Below are 22,093 nucleotides of genomic sequence, written 5' to 3'. Positions count from 1 at the left end.
GGGCGCGGCCGCCACCGGGAGCGTCGGCACTCGACAGCGCGACGCCGACCCGCCCGCGGCGTCGTTCCGGAGGCCGCAGACATGGCCGATCACCGCAGCAGACCTCACCGGATCCTGCCGCGCGCGGGCTCCGCGCGAGGCCGGTCGGTCGCCGTCGGCATCGCGGCCGCCGGCGTGACTCTGGTCGTGGGCGTCGTGGGCGCCGTCCACTTCAGCGGTCCTGGCGGGGACTCCAGACCACCGGCGTCGGTTGCCGCCGGCGCGTCCGGGCCCGCCACCCTGGCTGCGGGCGTGGAGCCGCTGCAGCCGAATCGGGTCGATGGCGCGGACGCCGCGACCGGGGCCCGGGACACCGTCCCCGGCATCGGATCGGTGATGTCGGCGCGGATCCCCCGGGACGCGCTCCAGGTGATCGTCGCGAGCGGCGCCGGCCGGGAGGCGAACACCAACGACGTGACCCTGTGGCAGCGCGCGAACCCGGACGCCCCCTGGGAGCCGTTCGGCGCCCCGCTGACCGGGCGCAACGGCGCCAACGGGTGGACCTTCGCCCACCGGGAGGGCGACCTGCGCAGCCCGATCGGCGTGTTCAGCCTGACGGCGGCCGGCGGCAAGCTGCCCGATCCGGGCACCGGCCTACCCTACGAGTACCGGCCGGCGTTCTACCGGACGGCGGCCCCGCAGGGGCAGCCGATGGCCGAGGCGTTCAACTACGTCGTCGCCATCGACTACAACCGGCTGCCCGGACGTCCCCCGTCTGACCCGACCCGGCCACTGGGCGACCAGGTCGGCGGCGACATCTGGCTGCACGTCGACCACAAGTCGCCGACCCGGGGCTGCGTCGCCGTCGAGCAGGACGCGCTGACGTCCATCCTGCGCTGGCTGAAGCCCATCGCCCATCCCATGATCGTCATGGGTGACGTGGCCGATCTCGCCGCCGACACCTGACCGGGCTGGGCCGGGCCGAACTGCGGGGCCGAGCTGCTGAGCTCAGCCAGCCTTCGGGGCGTGCTGCTCCGCGTGGCCGCCGAACTGCTTGCGCATCGCCGAGAGCAGCTTGTCCGCGAACAGGCTCTCCCCGCGGGAGCTGAACCGCTCGTACAGGGAGGCGGTCAGCACGTGCGCGGGCACGCCCTCCTCCACCGCCGCGAGCACCGTCCAACGGCCCTCACCCGAGTCGGAGACCCGGCCGCTGAACTCGGCGAGTTCGGGATCCTCCTGCAACGCGGCTGCGGTGAGATCGAGCAGCCAGGAGCTGACGACGCTGCCGCGCCGCCACACCTCCGCGATCGCGGCGGTGTCGAAGTCGTACTGGTAGAACTGCGGGTCGCCCAGCGGGGCCGTCTCGGCGTTGTGCTCCAGGGCCTCATGGCCGATGTTCGCCTTGTCGAGGATGGCGAGACCTTCCGCGAAGGCGGCCATCATGCCGTACTCGATGCCGTTGTGGACCATCTTGACGAAGTGTCCGGCGCCGTTCGGCCCGCAGTACAGGTAGCCCTTCTCGGCCTGGACCGGCTCGCCGTCGCGGCCGGGCGTGCGGGGGATCGTGCCGACGCCGGGGGCAATCGTGTCGAACAACGGCTCCAACCGGGCCACGGCCGCCGGCTCGCCGCCGATCATCAGGCAGTAGCCGCGCTCCAGGCCGAACACCCCGCCGGAGGTGCCGACATCGACGTAATGGATGCCCTTCGTGGTGAGTTCCTTCGCCTTGCTGATGTCATCGCGGTAGTACGAGTTGCCGCCGTCGATGATGATGTCGCCCGGCGCGCAATGCTCGGCGACCGCATCGACGGTCTGCCCGGTCAACCCGGCCGGCACCATGATCCAGGCTGTCCGCGGGGGACGCAGGGCCGCGGCGAACTCGGCGAGCGTCCGCGCCCCCGTGGCACCCTCGGCCTCCAGGGCCTTGATGGCCTCGGCGTTCACGTCGTAGACCACACACTCGTGGCCGTCGCGGATCAGCCGGCGCACCAGGTTGGCGCCCATCCGGCCGAGGCCGACCATCCCGAGCTGCATCTTGTCTCCCCGCTCGTTTCGTCCCGGTGGCCCGACGCGAGGCGGCTACGCCGCGCACCGGGCCCTGCTTCGCGCTCCCGCCATTGTTCCCTTGACACCCTGCGCCTCCCGGCTGTGGGCGGCGCGCCGTCCGTTCGGGCCAGGTGCTTCTCGTCACCGCCTTGGCGCGTACGGTACGGCGGGGTCGCCCCCCGGCCATCCTGCCGGGGGGCGGGTGACGGTTCGGAGTCGACGGGATGGCGTGTCTCTGGCGGCCGCCCGCCCGGCCCGGCGGCAGCGACGATCCGGCGGGGTCGGTGGGGAGGCACGGGCGTGGACCAGGACGCAGCTGTGGACGTGATCGTGATCGGCGCGGGACCCGCTGGGGAAAACGTCGCCGGCCGGTGCGCCGACGCGGGGCTCGCCGTGACCATCGTCGAACGGGAGCTCGTCGGCGGCGAGTGCAGCTACTGGGGCTGCATCCCGAGTAAGACCCTCATCCGGCCGGGGGAGGTGCTCGCTGCGGCGCGCCGCGTGCCGGGCGCCGCGGCGGCGGTCACCGGCTCGCTGGACGCCGCGGCGGCGTTCGCGCGGCGAGACTCGCTGGTCGGCGGCTTTTCGGACGACTCCCAGGTGCCGTGGCTGACCGACAAGGGCGTGCGGCTCGTCCGCGGAACTGGCCGGCTGACCGGTCGGCCGCGCCACGTCGAGGTCACCGCCGCCGACGGCGCCCGCCGGGTGCTGACCGCGTCGCGTGCGGTGGTCGTGGCCACGGGCAGCCGGGCGACGGTCCCGCCGATCCCGGGGCTCGTCGACGCCGATCCCTGGGACAACCGTTCGGCGACCGCCGCCACCTCGGTGCCGCGGCGCCTCGTGGTGCTCGGCGGTGGGGCCGTCGGGGCGGAGCTCGCCCAGGCGTTCCGCCGGCTCGGCAGCGCGGAGGTCACCGTCGTCGAGGGCTCGCCCCGGCTGCTCGCCCGGGAGGAGGAGTTCGCCGGGGAGGAGGTCCGGGCGGCGTTCGAGGCGGACGGTATCGCGGTGCGGCTCGGTACCCGGGCCGTCGAGGTGCATCGGAGCCGCGACGACGCCGCGGCGCCGCGCGGCTTGGTGACCGTCACCTTGGCCGGCCCGGCGGGGCCGAAGTCCGCGGGCGACACGGTCGTGGCGGACGAGGTTCTGGTGGCGGTCGGGCGTACCCCGGCGACCGGGGACCTGGGGCTGGCGGCCATCGGGTTGCCACCCGGGAAGTTCATCGACGTCGACGACCGTCTCCTGGCGGTCGGGGTGAGCGACGGCTGGCTGTACGCGGTCGGCGACGTCTGCGGACGCGCCCTGCTCACCCACATGGGCAAGTACCAGGCGTGGATCGTCGCCGACGTCATCACCGGCCGCCGCGACGCCGCCGGCGAGCCTGCCCGCGACGTGGCGGACCACCTCGGCGTCCCGCGGGTGACCTTCACCGATCCCCAGGTCAGCGCGGTCGGGCTCACCGAGCGGGCGGCGCGGGAGGCGGGCCTGCCGGTGCGGGCGGTCAGCGTCGCGACCAGTGGGGTGGCGGGGGCGTCGGTGCGCGGTGAGGGGATCACCGGCACCTCGAAGATCGTCGTCGATGAATCCCGGCGGGTCCTGGTGGGCGCGACGTTCACCGGCCCGGACACCCAGGAGATGGTGCACGCGGCGACGGTCGCGATTGTCGGTGCGGTGCCCGTCGAGCGGCTGTGGCACGCGGTGCCTTCGTTTCCGACGGTGAGCGAGGTATGGCTCCGCCTGCTGGAGGAATACGGCCTTTGACGCGTCTGCGCTGGCCGGATTGCCGGGGGAACGAATGCCGGGGGAACGGAGGCCCGTCAACCGGCCTTCGTCAGCTGAAGACGGAAACACCGCCCGGGCCGATGAGTAGGCCGACGACGATGAGCACGATGCCGTAGATGAGACCCCCGCGGACGATCGTGACGACCCCGGCGATGACAAAGATCGCAGCGATGATCCAGAGGATAGTGTCCATGCAGGCGTCCTTCCGCGGACGCGCTCACTAAAACCCGCGTCGTTACGCCGCTTGAACCGTGCCGGTTCCCGTGCCGCCGGTTCCTATGTCGCCGGTTCCCGTGTCGCCCTCAGCTGGCGGCCGGTGCGGGGGCGTAGCGTTCGGTGCGGCCCAGGCGGCGCACGTCCGGCGCGCCGAGCCGGGCCGCGTCGGCGGTGGCGTCGTCGGCCTGCCGCTGGGAGGCCCGTTCGGCCTGTACCCGGGCCAGGTAGTGCTCGACCTCGCGGTCGCGGGCGGCGGTGTCCCAGCCGAGGGTGGGGGCGATGAGCTCGGCGACGTGGCGGGCCGCCTCCACTCCTCGGTCAGCGGTCTCGATCGAGATGCGGGTCCGCCGGGTCAGCACGTCCTCCAGGTGCAGCGCGCCCTCGTGGGTGACCGCGTACACCGCCTCGGCCGCGAGGTAGGTCGGCGCCCCGGGCAGCGGCCGGGCGAGTTCCGCGCGGGAAGCGGCGAGTTCCAGCACCTCCTCGGCGAGGGTGCCGTAGCGGTGCAGCAGGTGTTCGATCCACCCGACGTGCAGCCCGGCCCGGCGGGCGAGGGTCTCCCGGGCGTTCCACAGGGCGGGGAAGCCGTCCGCCCCGAGCAGAGGGATCTTCTCGGTGCACGACGCCGGCACCGCCCGGTTCATCCCGCCCACCGCGGCGTCGACGGCGTCGGCGGCCATCACCCGGTAGGTCGTGTACTTGCCACCGGCGACCATCGTTAGGCCCGACACGGAGGTGACGACGGCGTGCTCGCGGGACAGCTGCGAGGTGTCCTCGGACTCGCCGGCCAGCAGCGGCCGCAGGCCCGCGTACACGCCGGTGATGTCGTCGGCGGTCAGCGGCGTGCGCAGCACCCGGTTGACGGTGGCGAGCAGGTAGTCGATGTCGGCGCTGCTCGCCGCCGGGTGGGCGAGGTCGAGGTTCCATTCGGTGTCGGTGGTGCCGATGATCCAGTGGCTGCCCCAGGGGATGACGAAAAGCACGCTCTTTTCGGTGCGCAGGATCAGCCCCGTCTCGCCGTGGATGCGGTCGCGGGGGACGACGATGTGCACCCCCTTCGAGGCCCGGACGGACAGCCGCCCCCGCCCGCCCACCATCGACTGGATCTCGTCGGTCCACACCCCGGCCGCGTTGATGGTCTGCCGGGCGCGCAGCGCGATCTCGTCGCCGGACTCCAGGTCGCGCACCGTGACGCCGGCGACCCGGTCGCCCTCCCGCAGCAGGCCGGTGACCCGCGCGCTGGTCGCGACGAGCGCCCCGTAGCGCACCGCGGTCCGCGCCACGAACAGGGTGTGCCGGGCATCGTCGACCTGGCCGTCCCAGTACTGGATGGCGCCCACAAGGGCGTCGGAGCGCAGGGACGGGAACGCCCGCAGCGCCGCCTTGCGGCTCAGGTGCCGATGGTGGGGCATGGTCCCGTCGCCGCCCGGCGCGATGCGGGCCAGGCCCTGGCCGAGGGTGTCGTACAGCAGCACGCCGCTGCCGATGTAGGCGCGTTCCCAGCCGTGATGGGTCAGCGGCAACAGGAACGGGACGCTGTGGACGAGGTGCGGGGCCAGGGTGTCCAGCATGAGGGATCGTTCCCGCAGGGCCTCGCGGACCAGCGGGGCGTTGAGCTGCTCGAGGTAGCGCAGCCCTCCGTGGATCAGCTTGCTCGAGCGGCTGGAGGTCCCGGCGGCGAGATCGCGGGCTTCGACGAGGGCCACCGACAGTCCGCGGGTGGCGGCGTCCAGCGCAACTCCCGCGCCGGTCACCCCACCGCCGATCACGGCGATGTCCATCATCTCGGTGCGCATCCGGCGCAGCGTCTCGGTGCGGCGAGCGGGATCGAGGCCCGCGGTCGGCGCTGCGGGCCTGGTCGGCGTCAAGGCGGCTGTCCTCCTTCAGGCGGGCGGGCGGGTCCCGGTTCATGCGGCGGGTCCCGGTTCATGCCGGCGGGTCCGGGCGGTGCTGCGGCGACCGCATCCCCATCGTGCCGGCTGGCGGTGACCGGCGCCTGTGCGCGGGTGAACGACGGGCGTCCGGCGGGGGACGCCGAGGCGGCGCCGGGGTCGGCGAGGCGGCGATCGGCGCACCACGCGGTACGGTCTGGACTGAGCCCGGCTCCCGTGGCGGGCGGCATGCCGACAGGATGGGTTTGGCCACGTGGATCTGAGTTACCCGCCGGAGGCGGAGGAGTTCCGCGCCGAGCTGTGCACCTGGCTCGCCGCGAACATCCCCGCAGCCTGGACCGTACCCGGCTTCTGGGCCACCGTCGGCGAGGACGAGGCGTTCGATCTGCGCCGGGACTGGGAGCGGCGCAAGGCGCTGGCCGGATTCGCCGGGATCGACTGGCCGGTCGAGTACGGCGGCCGCGGCGGCACCCCGGCGATGCGGGCGATCCACGACTCGGAGCTGGTGCGTGCCCACGCCCCCCGCTCGGTGAACAGCCTCGGTCTGGTCTTCCTCGCTCCGACCGTCATGGCGGTGGGCACTCCGCGGCAGAAGGTCGAGATCATCGGGCCGATGCTGCGCAACGAGGTGATCTGGTGCCAGGGCTTCTCGGAGCCGGGCGCGGGGTCCGACCTCGCCGCCCTGCGCACCCACGGGGTGCTCGACGGCGACGAGTACGTCGTCAACGGCCAGAAGGTGTGGACCACGTTCGCCGGCCGCGGGGACAGGATCTTCACGATGGTCCGCACGGAGCCCGGCAGCAGCCGCCACCGCGGCCTGTCGCTGCTGCTCATCGACATGGGCGTCCCTGGAGCCCAGGTGCGTCCGATCCGCCAGATGAGCGGGGTCAGCGAGTTCGGCGAGGTCTTCTTCACCGACGTGCGGGTGCCGGCCTCGCAGTGTCTGGGCGGGATCGGCAACGGCTGGGCGACGGCGATGCTGCTGCTGTCGTTCGAGCGTGGCGCGGCCGGGATCAGCCAGTACACCGCCTACGTGCAGGCCTACGACGAGATCGTGCGGGTGGCGCGGGCGCTGGGCCGCGACGGCGACCCGGTGCTGCGCCAGGAGCTCGCCCGGCGCCGCGTCGAGCTGGAATGCCTGCACTACCAGGCGATGCACGTGCTCACCGAGGTCGAGCGCGGCCATGACCTGGGGGCGGCGTCGTCGGTGACGAAGCTGCAGTGGTCGCAGGCCTACCAGGGCCTGTTCGAAACGTTCGACGAGCTGCTGGGCGCCGAGGTCGCGCTGCTGCGGCCCACCGTGGACCTCGACCTGACCGCGTTGCGCCAGGAGAGCTTCTGGACCAGGTCGGTCACGATCTGGGGTGGATCGTCGCAGGTGCAGCGCACGATCGTCGCCGAACGCGTGCTGGGCCTGCCCCGCGGGTCGTAGGCTGCCGCCCCAACGTCCGCCCCGCCCGGCCATCAGGAGAACCGCGCCGTGTACTTCGCCCTCACCGACGAGCAGCGTGCCCTCGCCGAGACCGTTCGTGCCCTCCTGGCCGACCGCTTCGACCTTCGGGCGGTGCGGGCGGTCGTCGACGACGAGCGGGGCGACGGCCATCCCGCCGACCTGTGGCGGGCGATCGGGGAGCAGGGCTGGCTGTCGGTGTGCGTGCCCCAGGAGCACGGTGGCCTCGGCCTCGGCCTGCTCGACGCCCAGGTGATCGCGCGGGAATTCGGCGCCGGGGTGGTCCCCGGGCCGTGGGCGGCGACGGTGCTCGCCGGGGCGGCGGTCCGGCGGGACGGCTCGCCGGAGCAGGCGGCGGCCGTGCTCGGGCCGCTCGGTGTGGGCGAGCTCGTCTCGACCGTGGCGCTGCGCGGTCCCGGTGGGGGCTTCGGCCCCGGCGGGATCGCCGTGCGCGCCGATGCCGCGGGCCGGCTCGACGGCGCAGCCTCCGGCGTCGAGTACGCCCACGTCGCCGACGTCATCGTGGTCGCGGCCACCGAGCCGAACCCGCCCGGCGTCGATGCCGGCGGTGGCAGCGGCAGGGGCAGCGGCGGTGGCGTCGGCCTGTACCTGCTGGAACGTGGGGAGGCCGGGGTGCGGATCGAGCGGCAGGCGGGCATCGACGGCACCACCCGGCTCGCCGCGTTGACGCTGACCGGGGCACCGGCCGCCCGCCTGCCGGGCTCGGATGCCGCGGCGCTGGCGGACCTGCTGCGCCGTGGCGCCGTGCTGGCCGCCGCGGACCTCGTCGGCGTCGCCCGGGCGGCGCTGGCCCGCACCGTCGCCTACGACACCGAGCGGGTTCAGTTCGGCCGGCCGGTCGGGTCGTTTCAGGCGCTGGCCCACCATCTCGCCGACCTGCACGTCGCCGTGACCATGGCCGAGCATGCCGTGCTCTACGCGGCGCACGCCCTCGACGAGAACCGGCCGGATGCCGACCTCGCCGTTGCCGTGGCGAAGAGCAAGGCGAACCAGGCTGCCGGCGACGCCACCGCCGCGATGGTCCAGTACCACGGCGGGATCGGCTATACCTGGGAGCACGACACCCATTTTTTCTACAAGCGCGCGAAACGCCTCATCGCCGCCTTCGGTGACAGCCGCCAGCACCTGGAACAGATCGCCCGGCTCACCGTCGACACCGTGTCGTGAGGGGTTCTTCATCGTCCACACTTACGGGCCATGAACGGACGCTCGGCGCAGGCGCTGTCGACGGTGATGGTTCGGTGCACCGCCCGGCTACGGGTCGCCCAGGTGGGCTACCTGCTGTTCTTCGTCGCCGCCTGGGCCGACTGGTACCGCGCGCATCCGGCGGCGCTGGCCGGACCGGTCGTCGTGCTGGTGTGGGGAGTGCTGTTCGCCGCGCACCTGCGCCGCCGCCCGCGCCGGGCCATGGTGGTCGCCGACGTGGCCGTGGCGGCCCTCGTCGCCCTGGCCACGGGCTGGCCTGACGCCTGACCCGTCGCGGGGAGACCCCGCGTCGTTCGCCTTCGTCGGCCTGCTCACCGCCGTGGTGGCGGCGGCGTTCGCGCTGCCGTCGCGGGCCTTCGCCGTAGCCACGGCGGTGCTGGTGGCCGCCCAGCTCGTCGGTGCCTTCGGCCACCAGCCCCAGGTGTTCGCCTCGGCGGTGATGCTTGCCGTTCTCGGTGGCCTGCTGCATCACGCCGCCGGGCGGCTGCGCCGGGTCGCGGTCGACGCCGACCGGCAGCACCGCGACGTGACCGCCCGGCGGCGCCGGCAGCTCGTCGCCGAGGGGCGCGAGCTGGACTCCCGCGAGCAGGAGCGGCTCCTGCACGACACGATCCTCAACACCCTCACCGGTCTGGGCATGAGTGAGGATCAGCCGGCCGTCGACCTGCGCCGGCAGTGTGCCGAGAGCGTTCGCGCCGTAGAGGAGCACCTGGCCAGCCGGCCGCAGGCAGTCCCCACCCTCACCGGACGCATCGACCAGGCCGTCGGGGCTGCGAGGGACGCCGGCCTGCGGGTTGCCCTGGACGCCGGCACACCGGGGGACGGGCCGGAGCCGGCGGGCGAGTGGGTGCCCGACGAGGTCGGCGCCGCTGTCACCGCCGCGATGGGCGAGGCGCTGCGCAACGTCCGATCCCACGCCGGCACCGGCGGCGCCCAGGTCCTCGCCCGGTTCAGCCCCGGCCGGCTGGAGGTGTCCGTCATCGACCAAGGACGCGGCTTCCGGCCGGCGGAGCTGGCCGCCGACGGCCGCAGCCTCGGACTGCGGCGCTCGGTGTCCGACCGGATGCAGGCGGTGGGCGGCACCGCCGACATCTGGTCCGAACCCGGGCAGGGCACCCGGATCACGCTGCGATGGGAACTGCCCCCGACGGCTGCCGCCGAACCGGTCGGCGCCGATCAGCTGGAGGAGCAGTTCGCCGCGGCGGCTCGCCGGGCGCTCGCCCTGGCGGTGGTCGTGGGCTGGCTCACCGCTCTCACCCCGGTCATCGTGCATCGTGACGAGGCCCGGTCGATCCTGGCCAGCCTGGGAATCTGGCTGGCCACGGCCGTGGTCATCGGACTGACGGCCCGAGTCGTCGCCCACCGTCCGCTGAGCCGGCGCGAGTCGGTCGGCGTGCTGGTGGCGGCCGTCGCCTCGGCGGTCGCCGGCGCGGTCAACACGGTGGAGCTGCCCGATGAGCTGGTCGTGAGCTGGGGCACCACGATGATCAATCCGCTGTTGGTGGCGCTGGCGGTGCTGTCCCGGCCGCAGCGGGAGCGCTACGCCGCCGCCGGGTTCGCGACGGTGGCCATGGTCGGGATCGTCGCCGGACTCGGCTGCGCCCGCGACCCGCTCGTGTTGGCCAGACTGGCCGCCGCGGTGTACGCGCAGTGGATCGTGCAGGTACTGGTCACGATGTTCGGTCCGGTCCTGCGGGCCAGCGCGCAGGAGCGGGCGCGGGCCGGCGACCTGGAGGCCGACCTGACCAGTCGGCGGGTGCTGGACCGGACCGTCAGCCGGGACCGGCGCCGGCGGTTCGCCGAGCTGGACGTGCGGATCCTGCCGCTGCTGCGCGACATCGCCGCCGGCCGGTGCGATCCGAACCGGCCGGAGGTGCGCGCGCTGTGCACGGCGTGCGCTCGAGCGTTGCGCCGGAATCTCACCGGGGCCGGCCCCGACGCGCTGCGGGACCTGCTCGGGCCGATCGAGCAGACCGAGGCCCGGGGCATCGCCGTCACCGTCCAGACGGACGGCGACCTGCTGGTGCTGCCCGAGCCGGTGCGCCGGGAGTTCCTCGCCCGGGTCTCGGCGGTGCTGGCCGCCGTCCGTCGGGGGCCCGTCATGCTCACCGGCTACCTCAGCGCCGCGCAGGCGAGCGTCTATCTCACCTATCCGGCGCGCCGTGCCCCGGCTCGCTCCGTTTCACCGGCGCAGCGGTCGGGCGAGGAGTCGGTGGCCTCCTGCGCGCCGGTCGACGGGCGGCCCGGGGGACGGGCTGAGAGGCTGGTTGCGGGGCCCGCGATGCCGGGGCGATCCGTCCGCCCCGCGCCGACCCTGGCCGACTTCGGCCGGACGGGCGAGTTCGGCCCCGGCGGCTCGGGGCTGATCCGCGCCGGCGGGACGATCGGCGAGGGCGTCGTGTGCGTCGAGATGCACTGGTCCGCGCCTGCCGAGGCCGGCAACACCCCCGGCGATCCCGCCGGATCTGGCAGCCCCGGCGACGACGGTGGATCCGGCGGTGCCGCGGTCAGCGCGTCACCGCGTGGTCGAACAGCCGGGTGGCGGCGGCGAGGGCCGCGCGGCGCTCGGCGGGAACGAGGCCGATCCGCGAACGCCGGTCCAGCAGGTCCGCCGGATCGAGCGCTCCCTCGTGGCGCACCGCGAACAGCAGCTCCGCCCCCGTGACCGGCACCCCGTCGACGATCGGCGCGAGCAGCCCGGGGTCGTGGTCCGCGTCCGCGAGCACCCGCGGCGCCTCCGTGCCGTACCGCTCGACCAACCGACGCGGCGCGGCGACCGCGGCGAGTACCGATCGCGGCGCGGCGCCGACGAGCCCGAGCCGTCGGGTCCGGCAGGGGCCGGCGGACAGTTCGCCGGCCACGACGGCCGCGTCCACGGCGTCGGCGGCCATCCGCCGGTAGGTCGTGAGCTTCCCGCCGACGACGGTGACCAGGCCGCCCCGATCGGTGCGGACGAGATGGCGCCGGGACAGGTCCGCGGTGCGCCCCGGACGGGCGGCACCGGGGCGGGAGCGTGGGCTGTCGTCGAGCCGGGGGCGGTTGTCGAGGAGGGGACGCAGTCCGGCGAAGGCGCCGAGCAGGTCGGCGCGGTCCAGGGGCGCGGCGAGCACGGCCGACACGACGTCGACAAGCTCGGTGATCTCGCTGTCGTCGGGTTCGGGGATGTCGGTGACCCGGTCGACCGGAACGTCGGTCAGCCCGACGTAGACCCGGCCGTCACCCTGCGGGAGCACCAGCGCGAACCGGTTGCGTTCACCCGGCATCGGCACGGACAGCGCCCCGCGGGCGCCCTTCAGGGCGTCGGAGCGCAACACCAGATGCGTGCCGCGGCTCGGCCGCAGCCGGATGCCGGGGGTCAGGGTCGGAGCCCAGACGCCGGCGGCGTTCACGACAGTCCGGGCGCGCAGCCGGACCTCGTCGCCGGTGAGCTCGTCACGGGCGGTCACCTCGAAGCCGCCGCGATGACGGGCGGCCGTGGTCGCGGCGCCGCCCGCCGCGGCGCGGGCGTCGATGTGCTCGACCCGCAGCCTGGTGAGGATCCGGGCGCCGTGGCCGGCGGCGGTGCGGGCCAGGGCGACGACGAGCCGCGCATCGTCGACGAGTTGGCCGTCCCAGTAGACCAGCCCGCCGCGCAGCCCGGTCTCCCGCAGCGCGGGGGCGAGACCGAGGGTCTCCACCGCCGTCAGCCGGCGCGGCCCCGGCAGCACCGTGTGCGGGGTGCTGGCGGCGCGGCGCATCAGGTCGCCGATCCGTAGCCCGGTGTGCACCAGCGCGGCGGCCGAGTGCGACACCTGCGGTGTCAACGGGGTCACGATCGGCAGTGCCCGGACGAGGTGGGGCGCCGTGTGCCGCATCAGGATGTCGCGTTCCACCGCGCTCTCCCACGCCACCGCGACGTCGCCGCCGGCGAGGTAGCGCAGGCCGCCGTGGACGAGCTTGGAGCTCCACCGGCTGGTACCGAAGGCGAGGTCGTGCGCCTCCGCGAGCGCGACCGACAGGCCGCGCGAGGCGGCGTCCAGGGCGACTCCGGCGCCGGTGACGCCGCTGCCGATCACCAGCACGTCGACCGGTTCGCCGTCGGCGGTGGCGGCCAGCTCCCGGTCGCGCCGCCGCGCGTTGAGGGAGGTGTCTCCCTGCGGGGCCGGCCAGCCGGCGGCGGTCAAGGCGCCGCGTCCTGGAGCGGGCGGGCGGCGCTCGCGGGCGGCGCGGCCGGGGTGTCTGCGGTGTCTGCGGTGTCCGGGGTGAGGTAGCCGCGCAGCAGGCGCCGCAGCTCGGCCGCCAGCGTCGCGGCCGGCACCGGGCCGGCGAGAGCACGCGCCGACAGCACGAACGACTGCACGACGAGCAGCACCATGACCGCCAGCGCTGCCGGGTCCACCGCGCGCACCGTGCCGTGCCGCGCGGCGGCGCCGAGCTGCCCGGTCAGCAGATCGACGATCATCTGCTGGGTGGCGCCGCGCCGCTCGGTCAGGTAGGGCAGCAGCAGCTCCGGATCGGTCTTGATGATCCGCAGATACACTGGGTTCGTCTGAAACGCCTCCACCGTCGCGATGATGCGGTCGACGAGGTCGTCCAGATCGGCGTCGGATCGATCGGGGGGCATCAGGTCCGTCGCCGCCGTGACCATCATCGTCCATTCCCGGGTCATCACGTCGCCGACCAGCGAGCGCAGGTCCGGCCAGCGCCGGTAGAGGGTCATCCGGCTCACCCCGGCGCGGCGGGCGACCCCGGTCAGCGTGGTGCGGCGGACCCCGACCGCCAGTAGCGACGCCTTCGCCGCGTCCAGGACTGCCTCCTCGCCGGACCAGCGCACGGTGGTACCGCCGGGGGCCGCGGAGGCACCGGAGGCACCGAAGGTGTCTGAGGTGTCTGAGGTGGCGGGGCGCCGGTCGGTGTCGAGCATCGTGTGGCCGCCCTCCTGCTCGACTGCCACGATCGCGGCGCGCCGCCGCCGGGGGCGCACCCGCCGCGGCTGTGTCATCGTGGAGCCGAGGTCTTGTGACAGTGTTACATCGACTGTCACACTGTCTCGTGCCGAAGTCCAGCGAGTCGGATCGAGTAGGCGAACCGAGGTGGCGGTGACGAGCACCGACGAAGTGCGCAGGATCGGCCCGACCGAACCCGTCTGGTGGGGTTGGGGGCCCGCGTCGGAGCACGAGCCGCTGCCCGACGGGGCCCGCGCGCTGCTGGCCCGGTTGGGTATCCCCGTGCGGCCCACCGCGCCGGTCGGGCTCGCGCAGGTACGCCTGCCACCGGCCCGGCTGCTCGCGGCGGCGCGAGACGCGCTGGCGGCGATCGTTGGCTCGGGCCACGTCGACACGCACGACGAGGCGCGCATCCGCCACTGCCGCGGGCGGTCCACGACCGATCTGCTGCGCCTGCGCGCGGGCGACGCCAGCGCCGCGCCCGACGCGGTGGTGCTGCCCGAGGACCACGACGAGGTGCTCGCCATGCTGCGCCTGGCGAGCCGGGAGCGCATCGCCGTCGTGCCGTTCGGCGGGGGCACCTCCGTCGTCGGCGGCCTCGAACCCGCCCGGCTCGCGGAGCAGCCGATGGTCGCGCTCGACCTCGCCCGGCTGGACGCGCTGGGCCGGGTGGACCGGGAGTCCGGCACCGCCGAGCTCGGTGCCGGGCTGCGCGGCCCGCGGGCCGCGGCGCTGCTCGCCGAGCACGGCCTGACCCTCGGCCACATCCCGCAGTCCTGGGAGTACGCCACCATCGGCGGTTTTGCCGCCACGCGGTCCAGCGGCCAGGCTTCCGGGGGCTACGGCCGCTTCGACGATCTGGTCGTCGGGCTGCGGGTGGCGACCCCGGTCGGCTCCTGGGAGCTCGGCCGCGCGCCGGCCTCGGCGGCCGGGCCGGACCTGCGCGAGCTGCTGCTCGGCTCCGAGGGCGCCTTCGGTGTGATCACCCAGGTGGTGGCCCGGGTTCGGCCGCTGCCGGCGCGGCGGATCTTCGAGGGTTGGTCGGTGCCGGACTTCGCGACCGGGATCCGGCTGCTGCGCACCCTCGCGGCGGCTGACCTGCGGCCCACGGTCTGCCGCCTGTCCGACGAGACCGAGACCGTCGGGGGCCTCGCCCGTCCGCCGCGCTCGGCCGGGCCGGCGGCGGCGATCGGGACCGGCACGGCTGACGCGGCCCAGAACGCGGCCCAGGGCGGCTGCCATCTCGTCACCGGGTATGAGGGGGCCGAGTCGGCGGTCGAGCGGCGCGCCGCCGAGGTTGCGGGTGTGCTGCTGGCCGGCGGTGCCCGGCGGCTGGACGCAGCGGCCGGACCCGACTGGGAGCGGGGCCGGTTCCGGGCGCCGTACCTGCGCGACGCCCTGCTCGACCTGGGGATCTTCGCCGAGACGCTGGAGACCGCCGGCTTCTGGGCCACGCTGCCGGCGCTCTACGCGGGCGTGCGCGGCGCGCTCGCCGGCTCGCTCAGCTCCGCGGGTCTGTCACCGGTGGTGATGTGCCACATCTCCCACCTGTACGAGACCGGGGCTTCGCTCTACTTCACCGTGGTGTGCGCGCAGGGCGAGGACCCGATCGGGAGCTGGCGGGCGGCCAAGGCGGCGGCCGGCGACGCGATCGTCGCCGCGGGCGGCACGATCACCCATCACCACGCCGTCGGCACCGAGCACCGTCCCTGGCTCGACGCCGAGATCGGCGACCTCGGCGTCGACGTGCTGCGCGCGGTGAAGCGCACCCTCGATCCCGCCGGCATCCTCAATCCCGGGATCCTCGTCGGCTGACGTGGGTATGCAGACGACATGGAGACCTTTGGTGCGGTCGTCATCGCTCTGTTGCTCTTGCTGATCCCGGCGATCCTCGTCAGCGGCGCCCTGGGGTGGGCGTACGTGCGCAGCGCCCCGTTGCGGGCCGCCAACGCGGTGCAGGCCGGCCGGGACGAGCGCGCCCGAACCTGAAAGCGCGGGTCCGTCCGGCAGCAACGCGGCAGACCTGTCGGCCTGTCGGCCGCGACCAACCGCGCGTCGATCCGGCCATCCCCGACATCTCCGGTCGCAGCCTCGGCCAGGATGGGGATATGACCAGCACCGGACCGCGCGAACCGGGCGCCGGGCGCCGTCGGGGCGCGACGCCGTCGGCGAGCCCGCCGGAGCCGGCCGGAGCCTCCGCGGCGGGCGGCTCGTCCACCGCGGCGGGCACGCCGGAGGCTGCTGGGCCGCTGACGCGCGGCCTCATTGTGGTCGGACCGGGCGCGAGCTTCGGCGTCGAGCTGTTGCGCCGATACGGGCGGGAGGGCTTCGCGCTCGGGGTCGTCTCCCGCTCCGCCGACACCCTCAGCCGGATGCGCGACGCGTTGGCCGGGGACGGGCTTCCCGTCGTCGGCGCGGTCGCGGACGTCGCGGACGTCACCGACTCCCCGGCGCTCGCCGACGCGGTCGAGCGGGTCTGCGCCGAGATCGGCGGGCTCACCGTGCTTGTCTACAATGCCAAGCTCAGCATCCGCGGGGCCGCGCTCACGGTGGCGGCGGAGACGTTGAACCAGACCCTCGCGGTCAACGTGACCGGGGCGCTGGCCGCCGTGCAGGTCGCCGCCGGACTGCTCGACGACCGGTTGGCCGCGACGATCATGGTCACCGCGGCGGGCCCCCGCACCGAACCGGTGGCCGGCCGCTTCGCCCTGGCCGTCGGCAAAGCGGGGTTGACCGCCCTCGCCGAGGCGCTGCGCCCGACCCTGGCCGCCCGCGGAATCCGGCTGCGCACCGTCGTCCTCGACGGGTGGGTGAGCCCGGCGGGCCCGCTGCGCCCCGACGAGGTCGCGGACCATTGCTGGCAGGCGTTCGTGGCGCCGCGCGGCGACGTATTTCGGCTTGCGCAGGTCAGACGGGACACCGCGGTGGCGCAGCTGCCGCTTGAGGTGTGAGCTGTCTGTACCGGGCGGTGCCGGGCCGGTGCCGAAGGTGCCCATTCTCTGTCACTTCCGGTGAAGGTCGGTAATCCGACACGCCTGATCCTGGGATGATCGGACCCGTGGGCCTGCCGGAGGCATGGAACGTGCGACGATCCGGCGGAGCCTGGCGCATGACGCCGTCAGGCGGAAGACCACGTAGCGACGGCGTGCTCTGGCGCGGTACGGCAGGAGATGGTCCGGTGAACGACGGACGCGATGGTGACGAGCAGGCGGCGGACAGTACCCAGGTGACGCCTCCCGACGGCAAGGGGGCGCCGTCGGCGGGCGCGGTACCGACGGCGGGGCAGCGCGCTGCCCGGCCGGGGGCGCCGTCCGGGCCGCCGCCACCCGCCGACTCGTTCCGCCCGTCCGGCCCGCCCCCGCCGGCCGACTCGTTCCGGCCGGTGCGCCCGATGGACGCTCCCGGCTCACGTTCCCAAAGCCGGCCCCTCCCCGCGACCGGCCCCGCCGTCGCGCCGACCACGAGCACGGCCGCCGTGCGCCGTCGTGGTGAGGCCGGCCCCGGCTGGTCCGTCCCGGAGGATGCCGCCGAGGGCACGATGATCATTGATCGGGGCGGTGCGGCGGCCGCCGGTCAGCCACGGCCGGGTTCGACCCGGCCCGAGGCCCCCCAGACACAGCAGCCCGAACATCAGCAACCCGAATATCAGCAGCCCGGGTACCCGCAGTCCGACTATGCCCAGCCCGGGTATGCCCAGCCTGGGTACGACCAGGTCGGGTACGGGCAGCAGCAGGGCCATCACCCGGAATACGGCGCGGCGGTCGGCCAGGGCGGGTTGGCCGGGGGCGCCGCGGCGGGGCAGGACGGGGCGTTCGGCGCGGGCGCGCCGCCGACTGGCACCGCTGCCGCCGCGAAGCCGCCGCGGCGGCGTCGGCGGCGCGGTCGGCTGCTGGCGATCGTGCTGGTCGTGCTGGTCGTGCTGGTCGTCCTGCTCGTCGTGGGCGACCGGGTCGGCGTGGTGGTCGCCAAGGGGCAGATGCGCAAGCAGGTCGAGGCGTCCGTTGCCGAGAACATCAAGCCCGGTGACCCGGTGCCCAAGGTGACCGACGTGAGCATCGGCGGGTTCCCCTTCCTCACCCAGGTCCTGTTCGGCAAGTTCACCGACATCGGTGTCGGGATCGACGGCATCCCCACCCCGGGGCCGAAGATCTCCTCGGTGAAGGCGCACCTCAAGGGCCTGCACGTGCCACTAGGGGACGCCCTGACCGACAACGTGGGGCAGGTCCCCGTCGACGACGTGCGGGCCACCGTCGGCATCACCTACGCCGACCTGAACGCCTTCCTCGCGAAGCAGGCGGTGAAGGTCCAGGTCGCCCCGGTGGACGGTGGGAAGAAGGTCGAGCTGAGTGGCACCGTCGACGGCCCCTTCGGGCTGGGCAGTACGAAGGTCAGCGGCATCACCACGTTCGAGGTCACCAACAACGAGCTGACCCTGGTGCCGTCCGCGCTGTCGGTGGTGGGCGGCCTGAACTTCACCATCCCCGTGAGTTTCCAGATACCGGTGCCGATCCCGGTGTCCGGGCTGCCATTCCATCTGCGCATCGTCAAGGCGTCGACGAATGCCACCGGGCTGTCGCTCACCGCGACCGCCAAGGATGTCGTTCTGCCGGCGTCCTGACCTGCCCACTGATGATCATGACTGTCTGGAACCCGATCCTCCCCGGGCTGGCATGATTCCGGCCACATTCTCGGTGCCATCCTGGCCGGTGTCGCCCGCACGGCCGCCTGGGGGGTCGCCGCGCCGGCGCCTCCGAGAGGGTGGTCCGGGGCCGTCCAGGGCCGTCCGGCCGCCCATTCGGGCCGGGTGGGCGCGGCGTGGCTCGTCGCCGTCGCATGGCGTGCTTGCAGGCATTTCCGGGACGCGAAGCAGGCGGCCGCGGTTCTGTTGGGTCCACCGTGTGAATCGGTTGTGTGCGGACGGTCGGATACTTGAAGCCGTTCGGTGCCCTCTCGGTCGGATCGGCGACAGATGCCACTCCCGCAGACCGCCGGCCGGCATTCTCATAGGGTGCCGCACGGGAGTCGCGCGTCATCGCTGTCGCCTCCGTGGCACGGTCGTCGCGGTGGCGGCCCGACCGGGGGGTAACGGCGGAGAAGATCCGTACAGGATAACCGGCATTTCGAGGATCAAGAGGCGGCAGGAAACCGAGAGATGTCCAGAGGTCGAATGCGACGGCGGCCACGCCGTTGGGCTGGCCGGTCAACCGTCACCCGGGGTGGATCAAGGTCATCCCTCGACGCTACGATCGGACATCCGGCATGATCGGTCAACCCGCGTGACCGCTCGGTGTGGCATCACCCGTTGTCCCGGTGGCGCCGCTCGAAGCGGTGACATCGCTCGGCTTGGTGACACGACCTGGCGTAGTTACAAGGTGGAGTTCGGCGGGACAACCCGGCCAGCGTCCCGTCGCGAAGGGGGAAACACGTGCAGACGACCTTCCTGAGAGTCGTCACCGAGGCCGGTGCGGCCACCGTGCCAGCCGAGGCCCAGTTCATCATCGGCCGTGCCCGGACCGCCGACTACGTCATCGCCGACAGCCGGGTCTCCCGCCGCCACCTCCTCCTCGAACAGGCCAGCAGCGGCTGGATCGTCCGGGACATCAGCTCCAACGGCACCTGGATCGACGGGCAGCGGATGCCCGAGTCCGTGCCGGTGCACGACGAGGTGCGGTTGCGGCTGGGCACCCCCACGGGCCCTGAGGTCGTCGTCCACCCCGAGTTCCCGCAGGGCCGCGGCCCGATCGACGAGCCGGCCTACGACCCCGGCTACGACATGCAGACGATGCTGCCCAACGCCGCCGGCTACACCCCGCCGCGGCCCACCTCGGGTCGGGGTAGCCGGGGCCACCAGGGGCCGACGAGCCCGGCGCAGCGCGGTCGCGACTACGACTACGACTACGACGACCGCCGCCGTCGCGACGAGCATGCCGGCGGCTCCACCAGCCTCGAGCAGGAGCACGAGCGGCGCACCACCTACCGGTTGCGCCAGGGCACGATGTCGATCGGCCGCGCCCGGGATAACGACATCGTGATCACCGACCTGCTCGCCTCCCGCCGGCACGCCGAGCTCTACATCGGCCGTTCGGGCCTGCAGATCGCTGACCTCGACTCGGCCAACGGCGTGTTCGTCAACGGCCGCCGGATCAACCGGACGGAGGTCGGCCAGGGCGACGTCATCGCCGTCGGCCACCACGTCTTCCAGCTCGAGGGCGACCAGCTCGTCGAGTACATCGACTCCGGCGACGTCAGCTTCGAGGCCGACGCCCTGAACGTCTGGGCCGGCCAGAAGCAGCTCATGCACGACATGACGTTCAAGCTGCCCGGCCGGGCGCTGCTCGGCGTCGTCGGGCCGTCCGGCGCAGGCAAGTCCACCCTGCTCAACGCCCTCACCGGGTTCCGGCCCGCGGACAAGGGCGCCGTCCGCTACGCCGGCCGTGACCTGTACTCCGACTACGACGAGCTGCGCCGTCGCATCGGCTACGTGCCGCAGGAGGACCTGCTGCACACCTCGCTCACCGTGCGCAAGGCCCTGGAGTACGGCGCCGAGCTTCGCTTCCCGCCGGACGTCACGAAGGCGGAGCGGCGCACCCGCGTCGACGAGGTCCTCGCCGAGCTCGGCCTCACCCAGCACGCGAACACCCAGGTGTCGCGGCTGTCCGGTGGCCAGCGCAAGCGGACCTCGGTGGCCCTGGAGCTGCTGACCCGGCCGACCCTGCTCTACTTGGACGAGCCGACCTCCGGTCTCGACCCGGGCATGGACAAGAACGTCATGGAGTCGCTGCGTAGCCTGGCGGATGACGGCCGGACGGTCATCGTGGTCACCCACAGCGTCGCCCAGCTCGACCTGTGCGACTACATCCTGGTCCTGGCTCCGGGCGGGTACGTCGCCTACTTCGGGCCGCCCCAGGACGCGCTGTCGTTCTTCGGTAAGCGGGACTACCCGGATGTCTTCCTGACTCTGGAGGCAACGCCGGGCGCCGAGTCGGCGGCCCGCTTCCGCAACTCGCGGTACTACGTGCCGGCGTCGATCACGGCCCCGTCGGCCCGGCCGGCGCCGGAGGAGCTGCCTTCGCTGCGCCAGCAGTCGGTGGCCTCCCAGCTCGTCACGCTGAGTCGCCGAACTATGGCCGTTGTGGCGTCTGACAAGTCCTACCTGCGATTGATCATCGCGTTCCCGTTTCTGCTGGGGCTGATACCCAGAGCCATCGGCGGCAACTTCGACCTGACCGCCGAGCAGGCTAAACAGTTCACCCCCAACTCCGACGGGCCCACGATCTTGTTGATCATGGTTCTCTGTGCCTGTTTCATGGGCATGGCGAACTCGGTCCGCGAGATCGTCAAGGAACGGGCGATCTATCGTCGGGAGAGAGCCATCGGCCTGTCCCGCACGGCGTACATCGGGTCGAAGGTCCTCGTCCTGATCCTGATCACGGTGGCGCAGTCGATCCCGTTCACGCTGATCGGGCTGGCCGGGCGAACACCCAAGGCCGGTCTCATCCTCGGCAACTCCCTGCTGGAGATGCTGATCGCGGTGATCGTGGTGTCGCTGGCCTCGGCGATGCTCGGCCTGTTGATCTCGGCGCTGGTCGACAACGCCGACAAGACGATGCCCCTGCTCGTCCTGATCACGATGGCCCAGCTGATCTTCAGTGGTGGCATCGTGCCGGTCAAGGGGACCGCCGGCCTGGAGCAGGTCGCCTACATCGCGCCGGCGCGCTGGGGGTTCGCGTCGATGTCGTCGATCGCCGACATGAACCGGATCACCCTCGCCGGCGTCCTGCGCCCGGACGGCCCCAAGAAGCTGATCAACCCGAAGGCCGTCGTCGACCCGTTCTACGACCACACCGCGTCGACCTACCTCACCGACATCATCGCCGGCGCCGCGATCGGCATCCTGTTCATCATCATCGTCTCGATGCTGATCCGCCGCATGGACCCGAAAACCGTCAAGCGCGCCCCCGCCACCCCCGTCAGCGGCCCCCCGCGCTGACATTCCGGCAAAGGGGGTGCGCGCGCCTTCGCGCCTTCGCTTCGCGCTCTTCTCCGCGTGCCCCGGCGACCGGGGCTGCCATGGCCGGCACTTGCCCGGCGGTGACAGCCCCGGTCGCCGTGTTCATTTCCGTGCAGTGGTGCTGCGTGGCTGATCGCATCTGTGGTCGCTTGCTATGGACAAACCGGGCACGAAACCATCTACAAGGACCACCGTGGTCCCTCTGAATCGCAGCGCCCTGCCCGGCGCTTGGCGCATGCCGTGGGTGGGGGTCGGGTCGGGGTCGCGGTCGGGAGCGGGGATCAGCGTCGGAGGCGGCGTCTATCCGGGGCGGTGGCGTCCGCGAGGGCGGTGCGGACAATCACCGTCGTGCGTCGCGCAGATGGCGTACCGGCGGCTGCGTCCTGCCAGGTGAAGCGGAGGACCTCCCAGTCGAGCCGGACGAGGTCGTTCTGACGGCGCCGGTCGCGGAGTAGGGCCTGCGGGTCACTGTGGGGGCCGACTCCGTCCGCCTCGATGGCCAGACGAAGTGTCGGCCAGGCGAAGTCGAGCCGGGCGATAAATTGTCCGGTCGCTGGATGGTGCACCG

General features: G+C 73.4%; 16 protein-coding genes and 1 pseudogene. 11 read left to right on the top strand and 6 right to left on the bottom strand.

Annotated elements, in window-relative coordinates; genetic code table 11:
- Nucleotides 1–945, top strand: a 945-nt coding sequence (locus G6R25_RS09750) for a hypothetical protein (protein ID WP_336501058.1), incomplete at its 5' end; no start/stop codon positions are given.
- Between the two features lie 42 nt (nucleotides 946–987).
- On the opposite strand, the gene gnd is transcribed toward G6R25_RS09750, so the two are convergent.
- Complete coding sequence (gene gnd, locus G6R25_RS09745; RefSeq protein ID WP_163552718.1) at nucleotides 988–2,013, bottom strand: phosphogluconate dehydrogenase (NAD(+)-dependent, decarboxylating); 1,026 nt, start codon at nucleotides 2,011–2,013, stop codon at nucleotides 988–990.
- A 330-nt stretch (nucleotides 2,014–2,343) separates the two neighbouring features.
- Here gnd and G6R25_RS09740 point away from each other — a divergent pair, with 330 nt between their 5' ends.
- On the top strand, nucleotides 2,344–3,783 hold the full coding sequence (locus G6R25_RS09740) for a dihydrolipoyl dehydrogenase family protein (RefSeq protein ID WP_336501056.1): 1,440 nt from the start codon (nucleotides 2,344–2,346) through the stop codon (nucleotides 3,781–3,783).
- A gap of 70 nt (nucleotides 3,784–3,853) precedes the next feature.
- Here G6R25_RS09740 and G6R25_RS25120 read toward each other — a convergent pair whose 3' ends face one another.
- The gene (locus tag G6R25_RS25120) at nucleotides 3,854–3,997 is read right to left on the bottom strand and encodes a GPGG-motif small membrane protein (protein ID WP_165699166.1); all 144 of its coding nucleotides are present in this window, start codon (nucleotides 3,995–3,997) and stop codon (nucleotides 3,854–3,856) included.
- Between the two features lie 109 nt (nucleotides 3,998–4,106).
- Nucleotides 4,107–5,888, bottom strand: coding sequence for a glycerol-3-phosphate dehydrogenase/oxidase (locus tag G6R25_RS09735; protein ID WP_205447002.1), 1,782 nt, complete (start codon nucleotides 5,886–5,888; stop codon nucleotides 4,107–4,109).
- A gap of 277 nt (nucleotides 5,889–6,165) precedes the next feature.
- Here G6R25_RS09735 and G6R25_RS09730 point away from each other — a divergent pair, with 277 nt between their 5' ends.
- From G6R25_RS09730 to G6R25_RS29595, 4 genes and pseudogenes are all read left to right on the top strand, one after another.
- The gene (locus G6R25_RS09730; protein WP_163552716.1) at nucleotides 6,166–7,344 is read left to right on the top strand and encodes an acyl-CoA dehydrogenase family protein; all 1,179 of its coding nucleotides are present in this window, start codon (nucleotides 6,166–6,168) and stop codon (nucleotides 7,342–7,344) included.
- Nucleotides 7,345–7,392: 48 nt separating this feature from the next.
- Nucleotides 7,393–8,550, top strand: coding sequence for an acyl-CoA dehydrogenase family protein (locus G6R25_RS09725; protein ID WP_163552715.1), 1,158 nt, complete (start codon nucleotides 7,393–7,395; stop codon nucleotides 8,548–8,550).
- Between the two features lie 30 nt (nucleotides 8,551–8,580).
- A complete protein-coding gene (locus tag G6R25_RS09720) occupies nucleotides 8,581–8,856 on the top strand; it encodes a hypothetical protein (protein WP_163552714.1) in 276 nt (91 codons plus the stop codon).
- 172 nt (nucleotides 8,857–9,028) lie between these two features.
- Nucleotides 9,029–9,673: pseudogene (locus G6R25_RS29595) on the top strand (sensor histidine kinase); the annotation flags it as partial.
- A 1,423-nt stretch (nucleotides 9,674–11,096) separates the two neighbouring features.
- Here the strand turns inward: G6R25_RS29595 and G6R25_RS09715 are convergent.
- Both G6R25_RS09715 and G6R25_RS09710 read right to left on the bottom strand, forming a co-directional pair.
- Entirely contained in the window at nucleotides 11,097–12,752 is a 1,656-nt protein-coding gene (locus G6R25_RS09715) for a glycerol-3-phosphate dehydrogenase/oxidase (RefSeq protein WP_163552713.1), read from the bottom strand.
- Nucleotides 12,749–13,570 carry a TetR/AcrR family transcriptional regulator gene (locus G6R25_RS09710; protein WP_235947932.1) on the bottom strand — a complete coding sequence of 274 codons (822 nt, stop codon included), beginning with the start codon at nucleotides 13,568–13,570 and terminating at the stop codon, nucleotides 12,749–12,751. The genes G6R25_RS09715 and G6R25_RS09710 overlap by 4 nt, the downstream gene beginning before the upstream one ends.
- A 97-nt stretch (nucleotides 13,571–13,667) precedes the next feature.
- Here G6R25_RS09710 and G6R25_RS09705 point away from each other — a divergent pair, with 97 nt between their 5' ends.
- From G6R25_RS09705 to G6R25_RS09690, 5 genes are all read left to right on the top strand, one after another.
- Nucleotides 13,668–15,329 carry an FAD-binding oxidoreductase gene (locus tag G6R25_RS09705; protein ID WP_163552712.1) on the top strand — a complete coding sequence of 554 codons (1,662 nt, stop codon included), beginning with the start codon at nucleotides 13,668–13,670 and terminating at the stop codon, nucleotides 15,327–15,329.
- An 18-nt stretch (nucleotides 15,330–15,347) separates the two neighbouring features.
- The gene (locus tag G6R25_RS25115; protein WP_165699230.1) at nucleotides 15,348–15,503 is read left to right on the top strand and encodes a hypothetical protein; all 156 of its coding nucleotides are present in this window, start codon (nucleotides 15,348–15,350) and stop codon (nucleotides 15,501–15,503) included.
- Between the two features lie 119 nt (nucleotides 15,504–15,622).
- Nucleotides 15,623–16,465: an SDR family NAD(P)-dependent oxidoreductase gene (locus G6R25_RS09700; RefSeq protein ID WP_163552711.1), complete on the top strand. Its 843-nt coding sequence runs from the start codon at nucleotides 15,623–15,625 to the stop codon at nucleotides 16,463–16,465.
- Nucleotides 16,466–16,692: 227 nt separating this feature from the next.
- Nucleotides 16,693–18,132 carry a DUF2993 domain-containing protein gene (locus G6R25_RS09695; protein ID WP_235947929.1) on the top strand — a complete coding sequence of 480 codons (1,440 nt, stop codon included), beginning with the start codon at nucleotides 16,693–16,695 and terminating at the stop codon, nucleotides 18,130–18,132.
- Between the two features lie 807 nt (nucleotides 18,133–18,939).
- A complete protein-coding gene (locus G6R25_RS09690) occupies nucleotides 18,940–21,504 on the top strand; it encodes an FHA domain-containing protein (RefSeq protein ID WP_163552710.1) in 2,565 nt (854 codons plus the stop codon).
- Nucleotides 21,505–21,806: 302 nt separating this feature from the next.
- Here G6R25_RS09690 and G6R25_RS09685 read toward each other — a convergent pair.
- Nucleotides 21,807–22,093 (bottom strand): endonuclease domain-containing protein (locus tag G6R25_RS09685; protein ID WP_163552709.1); only part of this gene is annotated, 287 nt, incomplete at its 5' end.

The sequence above is a fragment of the Candidatus Frankia alpina genome (assembly GCF_902806485.1).
GTDB classification, from domain to species: Bacteria; Actinomycetota; Actinomycetes; order Frankiales; family Frankiaceae; genus Frankia; species Frankia alpina.
This window is presented reverse-complemented; position numbering and strand designations above follow the sequence as displayed.

Coding starts and splice junctions, on each gene's coding strand:
- G6R25_RS09720 (WP_163552714.1), top strand. CDS start 8,581: ATGAACGGACGCTCGGCGCAGGCGCTGTCGACGGTGATGGTTCGGTGC.
- gnd (WP_163552718.1), bottom strand. CDS start 2,013: ATGCAGCTCGGGATGGTCGGCCTCGGCCGGATGGGCGCCAACCTGGTG.
- G6R25_RS09700 (WP_163552711.1), top strand. CDS start 15,623: ATGACCAGCACCGGACCGCGCGAACCGGGCGCCGGGCGCCGTCGGGGC.
- G6R25_RS25120 (WP_165699166.1), bottom strand. CDS start 3,997: ATGGACACTATCCTCTGGATCATCGCTGCGATCTTTGTCATCGCCGGG.
- G6R25_RS25115 (WP_165699230.1), top strand. CDS start 15,348: ATGGAGACCTTTGGTGCGGTCGTCATCGCTCTGTTGCTCTTGCTGATC.
- G6R25_RS09710 (WP_235947932.1), bottom strand. CDS start 13,570: ATGACACAGCCGCGGCGGGTGCGCCCCCGGCGGCGGCGCGCCGCGATC.